The organism is Micromonospora sp. NPDC000207 (genome assembly GCF_040300925.1).
In the GTDB taxonomy this organism is placed as follows: Bacteria; Actinomycetota; Actinomycetes; order Mycobacteriales; family Micromonosporaceae; genus Micromonospora.
Window position 1 is genome coordinate 1 of sequence record NZ_JBEPEQ010000146.1, and the last position, 11,635, is coordinate 11,635.

The window sequence follows — 11,635 nt, forward strand, 5'->3', positions numbered from 1 at the left end:
CCGAGCGCCCAGCCCCCCCGCCGCCCCGGGGCCGCCCCCCCCGCGGCGGGCGTCGGCGATGCTCGCGGCGGCGGCGACCGCGTCGGCGATGCCGCTGTTCATCCCCCGCGCACCGAAGGGCGGGAACAGGTGGGCGGCCTCCCCGGCCAGCAGCACCCGGCCGGTGGCGTCGACCATCCGGTCGGCCACCACCTGCTGGAACCGGTACCGGGCCACCCACAGGATCCGGTCGCGGTACCGGGCGGGCACCACGGCCGGCAGCCAGTCCCGGGCCGCCTCGACGGTGGCGAACTCCTCCGGCCGGTCGTCGGCGCGGCACTGGAGGTCGATCTGACACCCGCCGGCGAACGGCACCTGCAGGACGGTCCGCCGCCCGATCGCCGGATGCTCGTAGTGCAGCGTCCGTACCGGTGGGACGGGGTCGTCGGGGTCGTCGGCGAGATCGACGACGACGTGGAAGCCCTCGGGTCGGGGACCCCGCAGCGCGACGCCGAGCGCCCGGCGGACGGCGGACCGGGCCCCGTCCGCGGCGACCACGAACGGGGCGCTCCACTGCCGGTCGGCGGTGTGGACCGTGACGCCGTCGTGGTCCGCCCGCACCCCGGTCACCGGGGACCCCCACCGGACGTCGACCCCGGCGTCGAGGCAGGCGTCGAGCAGGAACCGCTCGGTGTCGACCTGACGGAGGCTGACGAACGGCGGCGGCCTCCCCGGCGGTGGGGGCGGATAGCTGCGCCGGTAGACCTCCCGACCGCCGTGCAGGGTCCGCCGGGTACGCCAGAGCAGGCCGTGCCCGGTGATCCGATCCGCCAGGACGGGACTGACGGCGTGCAGCCGACGCAGGGTCTGCCCGTGCACGAACAGCGCCCGGCTTCCGGGGCGGGCCCGATCGTGCGGCTCCGCCTCCAGCAGGGTCACCGGCAGCCCGTGGTGGCGCAGGGCGAGCGCGGCGGTCAGGCCGGTCGGTCCGGCGCCGACGACGATCACCGGGCCGCTTCGGCTGTCGTACGCTCCCTGGCGAGTTCCCGTAGCCGCACCTTGTCGATCTTGCCGACGGGGGTACGGGGGAACGACGGAAGCACCTCCAGTCGATCGGGCAGCTTGAACGCGGCGACGCCGCGCTCCCGGAGATGGCCGACGACGTCGGCGAGCTGCGGCGGGTCGCCGTGGACGACGACGAACGCGCAGGTGCGCTCGCCGAGCACCGGGTCGGGCATGCCGACCACCGCACAGTCGTGTACGGCGGGGTGGGTCGAGACGAGATCCTCCAGCTCCTCGGCCGGGACCTTGTCGCCGCCCCTGTTGATCTGGTCCTTGATCCGCCCCTCGACGACGAGGTGACCACTGTCGAGCAGGCGTACCACGTCTCCGGTGCGGAAGAACCCGTCGGGCGTGAACACCCGGGCGTTGTGCTCCTCGGCCCGGTAGTAGCCCCGGAACGTGTAGGGACCCCGGACCAGCAGCTCCCCCGCCTCGCCGGTCGGCACGTCGTGACCGGCCTCGTCGACCACCCGGACCTCGTCGTCCGGGGAGATCGGCCGGCCCTGGGTGGTCGCGACGAGCTCCGGCGGGTCGTCCGGCGCGGACTGGCTGAGCAGCCCCTCCGCCATGCCGAAGGACTGCTGCAACGCGCAGCCGAGGGCCGGGGTGAACCGCCGGGCCGCCGCCGCCCCGAACTTCGCCCCGCCCACCTGGACCAGTCGGAGGCTGGACAGGTCGGTGTCGGCCAGCTCGGCCATGTCCGTCCAGAGCAGGGCCAGCGGCGGCACCAGCCCGGTGACTGTGACCCGTTCCCGCTCGACGAGGCTGAACGCGTCGTCGACAGCCGGCGTGGGCGCCAGCACCACCCGTCCGCCGACCAGCAGGGTGCCGAGGATGCCGGGGCATCCCAGCGCGTAGTTGTGCCCGGCCGGCAGCACCGCCAGGTACACGTCCCGCTCGCTCAGGCCGGCGTTGTCGGCGCTGACCCGCAGGTTGTAGTCGTAGTCCTCGTGGGTGCGCGGGATCAGCTTGGGTCTGCCGGTGGTGCCGCCGGAGAGCAGGAACAGGGCGACGTCGGCCGGACCGACGCCGGTCGGCACCGGATCGGCGTCGAGGCCGTCGAAGGGGTGGAACTCCTCGGCGTCCCCGGTGACCACGATCCGGCCCGGCAGGTCCAGCCGCCGGGCCAGCTCCCGGTGGTCGTAGCCGAGGTAGCGGTCCGGGATGACCAGCGCCACGGCCCCGCTGGCCTCCCAGAGGTGGCGCAGCTCGCTGTCGCGGTGCGAGGGCAGCGCGAAGACCGGCGGTGCGCCGAGGCGCAACAGCGCGAAGGTCACCGCGACGAACTCCAGCGTGTTGGGCAGCTGCACGACCACTCGGTCACCCTCGGTGACCCCGAGCGCGCGCAGGCCCCCGGCGAGCCGGTCGACCCACCGGTCCAGTTCCCCGTAGGTCATCCGCCGGTCCGGCTCCACCAGGGCGACCCGGTCCGGGTCCCGGGCGGCCCACTCCCGCAGCGGTTCGTCGAGGCGGACCGGACGCCAGTACCCCCGGTCGCGGTAGCGTCGCGCGAACTCCTCCGGCCAGGGAACACAGCCTTCCAGCATCCCTACTTCCCTCCCGTCTGCACGTGCCGGTCCAGCCAGTCGACCAGGCGTCGGACCTGCGACCAGCCGTCCCGGACCACCTTCTCCGCCGAGGCCCGGTGGAGGCGGTCGCCCTCCTTCACGTAGGACTCGGCACCCAACGACCGGAACCGCAGCAGCTCCACCCGGGGGTGGTCGGCGGGGCAGCCGCGCGGGCGGGTCTTGAGCCTCTCCCCGACGATCTGCCAGCCGTCGTCACGCAGGCCGTCGACGATCTCCACCAGCCTCCTGCCGGAACGGTCCGCGTCGACCGCCTCCCGGTAGCGCTCGACCTGGGCGGAGGTCAACCCGTGGTAGCCGCCCCCGAGGTGGACGCCGTGGCCGTCGAGTTGCAGGTAGTAGCCGACGCTGTCGGCGGAGCCGGCAGTCAGCCCCTGGTACGTCTTGTACGGCGACTTGTCCTTGGCGAAACGCACGTCGCGTTGGGGTCGCCACACCTTCGTCGGCCCGAACCGGTCGCCGAGCCGCTCGGCGAGGGCCTGCATCGGGTCCCGCACACACGTGTCGTACGTGTCCTTGTGGGCGTGCCAGAACTCCTTGGAGTTGTCCTCGTCCAGGTCTCGGTAGAAGGCGAAGGCCTCTTTGGGGAATCCCTCGAAGGTCACCTGCTGCTCTCCTCTCCAGCGGGTCGGGTCCGGTGGTCGTCGCGGGGGTTCACCGCAACCGGGTTCACGGCAACCCGGTTCACAGCAACCCGGTGAAGTGCGTGACCAGGTCCCGCGCCTGGGTGGGGCTCAGGCGGGGGTCGCAGGCGCTGGTGTAACGCGGCTGGGCCACCCGGTCGGGGACGGCCGGTGCGTCGGGCGGAACTGCCAGACACTCGGTGACCTCGTCGGGGGCGACCTCCAGGTGCAGTCCGCCCGGGGGCAGCCGCCGGTGGCGCAGCGCCCTGACGAACCCGGTCACCTCGTCGTGGATCGCCTCCAGCGGTCGGGTCTTGGCCCCGCCGCGCATCCGGACGGTGTTGCCGTGCATCGGGTCGCAGAGCCAGAGCACCGGTGCGCCACGGCGGGCCACCTCGGCCACCAGGTCGGGCAGCATCCGACCCGCGTACCGGGCGCCGAGCCGTGCCACGAACGTCAACCTCCCCGGTACGCCGTCGGGGTTGAGCAACCGACTCAGCCGGACCGCGTCGGAGGTGGTGGTCGACGGGCCGATCTTCACGGCGACCGGATTGTCCACCCCCGCCGCCCAGTCGACGTGCCACCCGTCGCAGTCGCGGGTCCGGTCACCGATCCACACCAGGTGCCCCGACGAGGCGTACCGGCCGGACTTGTGGGCCCGTACCAGGGGCTGCTCGTAGTCGGCGACGAGCGCCTCGTGGGCGGTGTGGAGCGTCTCCTGCGGCGGCCGACCGGCAGTGCGGGCCCGGAGGTGGGCCAGGACGAACGCCGCGCAGTCGTAGGCGGTGACCATGCGCCCCGGGTCGGGTCGGCGGGCCTCGGGGGTCGCCTCCGGGGAGTTGACCAGGTCTCCCCGGTACGCGGGCAGGACCACCCCGTCGGCCCGGGTCTCGGTCGGTGCGGAGCGGGGTTTGGCGTACTGCCCGGCGAGCCGTCCGACCGTCACACAGGGTGCCCCGGTGGCGGCGCGTACCTGGTCGGCGAGGGCGTCGAGGTGGTCGAGCCGGGCGGTGACCGGCCCGTCCTCGGCGTCGGCGAAGCGCTCGGCGCAGTCGCCGGCCTGCACGACGAGGCGTTCCCCCCGGTGGGCGGCGGCGAGGGCGGCGAGCAGGTCCGCGCACTCGGACCAGGTGACCAGGGGCGGCCGGTCGGCGAGGAGGCCCCGGACGGTGGCGGCGTGCTCCGGGTCCGGCCACGGCGGTTGCTGTGCCGGTGCGGCGGGGACGGCCAGGACTGTCATGGCGAGATCCGTTCCCCGGTCCAGGAGTCGCCGTCGCGGAGGTAGCGCAGCCGGTCCGGCGTGTCGTGCGGGTGTCCCTGCCAGAACTCGACGCGGTCGGGGACGAGCCGCAGGCCGCCCCAGGCCTCGGGGCGCGGCACCTCCTGTCCGGCGAAACGGTCGGCCACCTCGGTGATACGGGTTCGCAGACCGTCCCGGTCGGTCAGGGTCGACCGCTGGTCGCTGGCCCAGGCCAGCACCTGGACGGGACGCGGCAACCGGCTGAAGTGGTCGTCCTCGGTGAGCGGGTCGAGCCGTTCGACGGTGCCGCCGACGCGGACCTGCCGAGCGGCGGTCAGCCAGCCGAAGCACAGCTCCGCGTTCGGGTTGGCGGCCAGGTCGACGGCCTTGGCGCTGTGCAGGCCGGTGAAGAAGACGACCCCGTCGTCGAGGCGGGCCACGTCGACGTGGCGGGCGGCGGGCCTCCCCTGCGGGTCGACGGTCGCCAGGACGGCCGCGTCGGGTGCCGCGGGCCCCCCGGCCCGCCACTGGTCGTACCAGGACCGCAGTCGGCGCAGCGGATCGTCGTCCACTGTGGTGAGATCGAGGACGTCGGGCTCGGTGCCGACGGTATCGTTGCGGGTCGCCGGGGTACGCAGGCTCCGCTTCTGGACTTTCATCGTCCGGGCCTCCTGTGCATACGCTGTGTTCTTCGAGGAAGGGGCAATCCGTGGAATCGACAGACCTGGGCCTGGTCCGACGCCTGCGTCGACGGCACACCGACATCGTCGAACCGCAGACCTTCCGGCTGCTCGGGCAGGAGTGGGACCTGCTCCCGGGGGTGTACGCGCCGAACCTGACCCCCTCCGCGGCGCTGTACGCCGAGTGGCTGCCGTACCCCGTCGACGGGGCGTTCTGCGAGGTGGGGTGCGGTACCGGCTACATCTCGGTGCTGGCGGCGCAGCGCGGTTGCGCCCGGGTCACGGCGCTGGACATCAGCCCGGCGGCGGTGGACAACACCCGGCGCAACGCCGACCGGCACGCGGTGGCGGGGCAGGTCACCGCCAGGTGCGGCGACGTGTTCGAGCCGCTCGACGCCGGTGACCGCTACGACCTGGTGTTCTGGAACTCCAACTTCGTCGACGTCGAGCTGCCGGAGTCGTCGGACGCGATGTTGGACCGCGCCTTCGCCGATCCGGGCTACACCACTCATGACACCTTCCTCCGTACCGTCGCCGATCACCTCACCCCGGGCGGCCGGGTGATGCTCGGCTTCACCGACCTCGGCGACACCGGGCTGTTGACCCGGCTCGCCGCCACCCACGGGTGGCGGCTGGAGCCACGTCGCCGGGCGGTGGGCGAGTATCCCGACGGCGAACTGCGCTACGAACTGATCGAACTGGTCCGCCGGTGACGACGGCCCGACCGGGGGCTGGTCACCGCAGGCTCCGTCGCAGGGCCAGCGGCCCTGCGACGACCGTCGCGGCCACCGCCCAGCCGAGGGTCTGCAACACCGGCACCAGGACCGGCCCGCCCCAGGAGAGGCCGAGCAGCGCCGAGTGGGCACCGGAGAGCGGGTTGAGCCGGATCACCGGCTGAGCCCAGTCGGGGAACGCCGACAGCGGGACCAGGCAGGTCGACACCAGCAGCAGCAGGGTCACCGGCATGGTGATCGCGGTGTTCGCCGACTCGACGCTGCCCACTGTCGCCCCGACGAGCAGCGCCGCCCACAGGAAGATCAGCGCGAACAGCAGTGCGACGAGGAGGAACCCGAGCACCGCCAGGGGGCCCTGCCGGAACCGGAACCCGAGCAGGTGTCCGACGGCGACGGTGACCACAGTGACGAGGGTGAACTTGACCAGGTCCCCGCCGATGCGTCCGAGCAGCGGCGACACCCGGGAGATGGGCATCGTCCGCAGCCGGCCCTGCAGGCCGCCGCGCAGGTCCACGTGGTGGGCCACCGCGCTCCCGGCGCAGCTGTACGCGACGCTGAACAGCACGATTCCGGGGGCCAGCCGGGCGATGTAGGGCTCCGCTGTCGACCCCGCGACGACCTCCCCGAACATCACCAGCATGAGCAGGAGGAGGACCAGCGGGAAGGCGACGGCGTCGCCGAGCAGTTGGGGGCTGTGCAGGAACCGTCGCGTGTTGCGCCCGGCCAGCAGCGCCGCTTCGACGACCACGCTCATCGCGTCCTCCGCAGGGCTCGGGCCGCCACGGCGCCGAAGACGACGCCCAGCACCGCGACCCAGACGAGGGCACCACGGACCTCGGTCCACGCCGGTGTCGCCGAGGCCAACGAGCGCAACGCCTCGATGACGACGGAGACCGGGGAGTTGCGGATCACCGGTTCGAGCCACCCGGGGAACGCGTCGGCCGGGACGAACGCCGTGGACAACATGATCAGGGCCAGGTAGGGGAGGTTGAGCAGGGCGGCGACGGCGGCCGGGTCCCCCGAGGACAACCCGACCGCCGTGGTCGCGGCGGTCAACACCAGGGCGAACGCGACGGCGAGCGCCACGAAGCCGACCGTGGCGGCGATCCCGCCGTGGAACCGGAAGCCCGCGAGGTGACCGGTCGCGCTGATCACGACGGCGGCGACGAAGGCCCAGACGGCTTCGCTGGCGACCCGCCCGAGCGCGATCGCCCCGCGGTTGACCGGCATGACCAGGCACCTGCGGTACATCCCGCAGGCCCGGTCGGCGGCCGACGCGGCCCCGGAGGTGTTGGCGACCGTGAACATCCACTGGGCGACGATCGCCGGTGGCAGGAACTGCGCGTAGTCCAGGCCACGGGCGTCGAACAGCCGCCCGAACAGCAGCAGGAAGCCGAACACGAAGATCAGCGGGAAGACCACGAACATGACCGCCATCTCGGCGGTGGCCCGGTGCCGCAGGTTGCGCCCGGCCAGGACGGTGCCCTGGGCGAGCAGGTTCCCCAGCCCCGACTCGGTGCCGGCCGCTGTGGTCACGACCGCCGCCCGTCGGCACCGGCGGCGGCACCGCGTACCCCGTCGGGGGTCGGGTCCCGCTGGGGCGTCGGGCCCCGCCGGGAAGCCCCGTCCCGGTCGTCGGGAGTCGCCCCCGCGCCGCCGGTCAGGGTGAAGAAGACCTCGTCGAGGCTGGGCCTGCGCAGTGTCACGTTGTCGATCTCGATGCCCCGGTCGTCGAGGAGCCGGACGATCTCGACCAGCTGCGAGGGATGGGTCACCGGCACCACCAACAGCTCACCGTGCTCGCCGACCTCCCGTGAGGCGGCCCGGAGCGCGTCCCGGGCCGCCTCACGGCCGGCACCCGGCACCGTCACCTCGCACACCTGACCGCCGACGCGTTCCTTGAGTTCGTCGCCGGTGCCCTCGGCGATGACCCGTCCGGCGTCGATGACGACGACCCGGTCGGCGAGCCGGTCCACCTCTTCGAGGTACTGGCTGGTCAGCAGGATCGTGGCACCGTCGTCGCGCAACTGCCTGATGGTCTGCCAGAGCTCCTCCCGGCTGCGGGGGTCGAGGCCGGTGGTCGGCTCGTCGAGGAAGACCACGCGACGCGGCACCACCAGGCTGGCGGCCAGGTCGAGTCGCCGCCGCATCCCTCCGGAGTACGTCCTGACCTGCTTGTCGGCGGCGTCGCCGAGCGCGAACCGGTCCAAAAGTTCCGCCGCCCGTTCCCGGGCCTGCCCCTTGGAGAGCCGGAGCAACCGGCCGAACAGGACGAGGTTGTCCCGTCCGGTGAGGACCTCGTCGAGGGCGGCGAACTGACCGGTGACAGCGATGCGGGACCGCACCTGGGCGGGGTCCCGCACCACGTCACACCCGTCCACCACGGCCCGGCCGCCGTCGGGGGACAGCACGGTGGTCAGGCAGTTGATGATGGTGGTCTTGCCCGATCCGTTCGGCCCGAGCAGGCCGAGCAGGGTGCCGGCACCGACGGTGAAGGAGACGTCCGCCACGGCTGCCGTGCCGTCGAACTCCTTTCGCAGGTGCTCGACCTCGATCCCCCACTGCGTCACTTGTTCTTCCTCTCCTGCCACGCGCGAGCGCCCGGCCCCGTCGGCGTACGGCGTCAGCTCTCCTGGGTGGACACCGGGGTCTGCTGGTGGAACATCAGCTTCCACCCGCCGTCGCGCCGGACCCAGACGCTGGACATGTAGAGGCGGAAGGTGCCCCGCCCGGCGACCTGCGCGTTCGCCCGGTACGTGATGACAGCGCTGTCGGGGCCGAGGGGGACCACCCGCTCCTGATCGAGGGTGAACCCCTCGAAGGGGGAGGTGTTGCCGTCGATCTCGGCCACCAGGTCGTCACCGGTGGAGACCCCGTCGTGCTCGACGACGAGGGTGTCGGGGGTGACGAGCCTGCGGTAGAAGTCCCCGTTGGCAGCGGAGATCGCCCGCCAACCCTCCTCCTCCAGCGCGAACAGTTCCTTGGTCAGCTGCGTACTGTCGATCGTCGTCACCGCTTTTCCCTCCTTTTAGTACTTTGCCGGATACAGCCTATCGATCACTGCTTTCGCCCGCTACCCGGCCTTCGCTCCATACCGGATGGTCAGGGGGTCGACGGCCACGACATGGTGACCGGGGTACCCGGTCGCAGGTCCGCCAGAACCTGCCGGACCATCGCGACGGGTTTCTCCACCAGGTAGAAGTGGTCCCCCGGGAGCACCCGGGCGCGGAACTCCCCACGCGTGTAACCCCGCCACGCCTCGGCCTGCTCCGGGGTGACCTCCGGGTCGCTGTCACCGCAGAGCGCGGTGACCGGGGTGTCCACCACGACGCTCCCGTCGGGCTGGTACGTCTCGATCAGCCGGTAGTCGGCCCGCAGCGCCGGGAGGACCAGGTCCCGCAGGGTCCCGTCGCCGAGGACCGACTCGTCGGTGCCGCCCAGCCGGCGCAGGTCGGCCAGGAGGGCCTCGTCCCCGCCGCCGTGCACGTCGGTGGGGGGTTGCAGGTGCGGGGCGGGTCGGCCGGAGACGAACAGCCGGGCCAGCGGACGACCGGTACGCCGTTCGAGCTCCCGGGTCACCTCCACCGCCACCGCCGCTCCCATGCTGTGCCCGAAGACCGCCAGGTCGGGGCCGGCGACCGGGGCCAGCGCGGCCACCACCGGCTCCACCAGCTCGGACATCCGGGTCGCGCACGGCTCACCGGCCCGGTCCTGCCGACCGGGGTACTGCACCGCCCACAGCTCCACCCCGCGCGGCAGCAGCCGGGCCCACTGGTGGAAAAAACCGGCCGACCCCCCGGCGTGGGGCAGCGCCACCAGCCGGATCGGCGACCCGTCCGGGGCCGGCTGGGGGTTGTTGAGCCGACGCAGCCACCGCTGCGCCCGCTCGTCGACGACCATCGCACCGGTCATCGTCACGTCTCCTCGCTGTCGGCGGCGGTCTCCAGGTCCAGGTCCAGGTCCCGTAGGGACAGCGGCTGCGGTGCCGCGACGTCGAGCAGTTCGGGCTCGCCGAGCCGTACGCTGGCGTCCCGCCAGGCCTGGCAGACCGCCAGCTGCGCCTGCCCCGACGCCAGGGGGTCGGTGCCGGCCCGGCTGTCGCGGTGCAGCGACTCCAGATGGCGGTACGCCGCGTCCGGCCACAACCGTCCGACGATCTCCCGGTAGCTCGGGGCGACGGCGGGGCCGTACGCCTCGGCGCTGGGCTCGTCGAGGTGCCCGCCGGGGGCCTCGTCGAGCCGGGCGGCCGTCCGCCCCTGCTCGGGGAAGTGCGGGCGGGGACTCCACACCACCGGGCCGTGGGTGTTGAGCAGCGTCAGGTTCCCGCCCTCCGCGCCGATGGTGATCCGGTGCAGCAGGTGGGCGTGGTTGTCCGGGTCGGACACGTGCAGCTGGTTCTGCACCCGGATCGTGGTCGGGACACCCCGGACCCGGCCGGTGAGGGTGCAGAACGGCCCACCGCGCGGCACTGCCTCGTCGAAGGACCAGGGGCGCAGCCCGCCCAACGCCAGGCGGAGGATGTCGAACAGGTGGTAGAAGACCTGGAGGCCGCAGGTGGCGTCCACGTAGAGCAGTCGCTGCCGACCGGCGAGCGCCCGCGCGGCCCGGACGAACCGGCGTACCGGCTCCACCTGCCCGTAGTGGGTGCTCACCTGGTGCAGGACCCGGTGGCGGCGGGCCACCCGCAGCGACTCGGCGAGTTCGTCGTGGTGCAGCGGCCCCTCCTGCAACACGTGCACGCCCCGGCTGGTCAACCGGCGGGCCAGTTCGCTGCCCCCGCCGCCGTTGACCCCGGCGTACACGGCCACCACCGCCAGGTCCACGTCGTCGGGGAGCCGGTCCACGTCGGTGAAGAGCGGCACCCCGGCCCGCTCGGCGCACGCCTGGGAGCGGCTGCTGCCCCGGGCGAGGATCCCGGCCAACCGCAGCGGCCCGTCCGGTCGGTCCAGGGCGCTGAGGTACACCCGGCCGAATCCGGTGCCGCAGACGACCACGTTGGCTGTCACAGCGCACCCTCCTCCACCACTGCGGCCTCCTCGACCAGGTCCAGTCGGTGCACCGCCGGGGCGGCGGCGAGCCGGTCCAGGGCACGCTGCGGGTCCAGCACCCGCCCGGCGTGACCGACCCCGTCGGGGATCCGGCCCGCGAGCAGCTCCTCGACGGCGAGCACCGCCGCCGAGGCAGTCAACCGGTAGCTGTCGGCACCGCGCAGGACCAGCACCCGGGTCCGTGGCCGGCCGGCGGACTCACCGTCGAGTTGGAAGACCATCACCTGGTACGCGGGCCTACCGAACAGGTCCAGCCCGGCCGCCCGGACGACCTGCTCGGCGGCGTCCGGGGCGTCGGCGTCCACCCGACCGAGCACCGACAACGCCCGGTCACCGTCGAAGACGTGGTACCAGTGCACCTCGTCGACACCGAGCGTCTCGCCGAGCCACTGCGCCTCGGCGCTGAGGAACGGGTGGGCGGTGACCCGTCCCGGGAAGTAGGGGATCTCCACGTCGCGCAGCGGTGCGAGCCGACCCGGCACCGACCGGCCGTCGATCCAGGCCGCCGCGGAGCGGCTCGAACGGTCCCGCATGCCCGCCAGGTAGTCACCGGCGGCGGCGGGGGTGAACCGGTCCCGGCCGCCGAGGTGGGCCGTCAACCGGTGCAGCCTGTCGAAGTCCGCGGCGAGGGCCCGGGGCAGCAGCGTCGACAGGCCCGGGGTCATCCCGGCGCCGAGCACCAC

General features: G+C 73.3%; 13 protein-coding genes. 1 reads left to right on the plus strand and 12 read right to left on the minus strand.

Features of this window, described 5'->3' with window-relative positions:
- The 5 genes from ABT336_RS24760 to ABT336_RS24780 form a co-directional block, all read right to left on the minus strand.
- Positions 1-987: FAD-dependent oxidoreductase (locus ABT336_RS24760; protein WP_350899569.1), on the minus strand; the 987-nt coding region annotated here is incomplete at its 3' end.
- A complete protein-coding gene (locus ABT336_RS24765; RefSeq protein ID WP_350899571.1) occupies positions 984-2,588 on the minus strand; it encodes a (2,3-dihydroxybenzoyl)adenylate synthase in 1,605 nt (534 codons plus the stop codon). The genes ABT336_RS24760 and ABT336_RS24765, both read right to left, overlap by 4 nt.
- Before the next feature lie 2 nt (positions 2,589-2,590).
- Entirely contained in the window at positions 2,591-3,232 is a 642-nt protein-coding gene (locus ABT336_RS24770) for a DUF2461 domain-containing protein (protein WP_350899573.1), read from the minus strand.
- Positions 3,233-3,311: 79 nt separating this feature from the next.
- Positions 3,312-4,490 carry a 3-deoxy-7-phosphoheptulonate synthase gene (locus tag ABT336_RS24775; protein WP_350899575.1) on the minus strand — a complete coding sequence of 393 codons (1,179 nt, stop codon included), beginning with the start codon at positions 4,488-4,490 and terminating at the stop codon, positions 3,312-3,314.
- Positions 4,487-5,149: a pyridoxine/pyridoxamine 5'-phosphate oxidase gene (locus ABT336_RS24780; protein WP_350899577.1), complete on the minus strand. Its 663-nt coding sequence runs from the start codon at positions 5,147-5,149 to the stop codon at positions 4,487-4,489. Before ABT336_RS24780 ends, ABT336_RS24775 begins: the two co-directional genes overlap by 4 nt.
- Before the next feature lie 50 nt (positions 5,150-5,199).
- On the opposite strand from ABT336_RS24780, the gene ABT336_RS24785 reads away from it, so the two are divergent.
- Complete coding sequence (locus ABT336_RS24785) at positions 5,200-5,883, plus strand: methyltransferase domain-containing protein (protein ID WP_350899579.1); 684 nt, start codon at positions 5,200-5,202, stop codon at positions 5,881-5,883.
- A 22-nt stretch (positions 5,884-5,905) separates the two neighbouring features.
- Here the strand turns inward: ABT336_RS24785 and ABT336_RS24790 are convergent, their stop codons facing one another.
- The 7 genes from ABT336_RS24790 to ABT336_RS24820 form a co-directional block, all read right to left on the minus strand.
- Complete coding sequence (locus ABT336_RS24790) at positions 5,906-6,658, minus strand: ABC transporter permease (protein WP_350899581.1); 753 nt, start codon at positions 6,656-6,658, stop codon at positions 5,906-5,908.
- Positions 6,655-7,440 carry an ABC transporter permease gene (locus tag ABT336_RS24795; RefSeq protein ID WP_350899583.1) on the minus strand — a complete coding sequence of 262 codons (786 nt, stop codon included), beginning with the start codon at positions 7,438-7,440 and terminating at the stop codon, positions 6,655-6,657. The genes ABT336_RS24790 and ABT336_RS24795 overlap by 4 nt, the downstream gene beginning before the upstream one ends.
- On the minus strand, positions 7,437-8,474 hold the full coding sequence (locus tag ABT336_RS24800; RefSeq protein WP_350899585.1) for an ATP-binding cassette domain-containing protein: 1,038 nt from the start codon (positions 8,472-8,474) through the stop codon (positions 7,437-7,439). Before ABT336_RS24800 ends, ABT336_RS24795 begins: the two co-directional genes overlap by 4 nt.
- Before the next feature lie 53 nt (positions 8,475-8,527).
- On the minus strand, positions 8,528-8,917 hold the full coding sequence (locus ABT336_RS24805; RefSeq protein ID WP_350899587.1) for a nuclear transport factor 2 family protein: 390 nt from the start codon (positions 8,915-8,917) through the stop codon (positions 8,528-8,530).
- An 89-nt stretch (positions 8,918-9,006) separates the two neighbouring features.
- On the minus strand, positions 9,007-9,816 hold the full coding sequence (locus ABT336_RS24810) for a thioesterase II family protein (protein ID WP_350899589.1): 810 nt from the start codon (positions 9,814-9,816) through the stop codon (positions 9,007-9,009).
- A gap of 2 nt (positions 9,817-9,818) precedes the next feature.
- A complete protein-coding gene (locus tag ABT336_RS24815) occupies positions 9,819-10,910 on the minus strand; it encodes a Gfo/Idh/MocA family oxidoreductase (protein ID WP_350899590.1) in 1,092 nt (363 codons plus the stop codon).
- The coding region (locus ABT336_RS24820; RefSeq protein ID WP_350899592.1) for a saccharopine dehydrogenase at positions 10,907-11,635 on the minus strand (729 nt) is incomplete at its 5' end. The genes ABT336_RS24815 and ABT336_RS24820, both read right to left, overlap by 4 nt.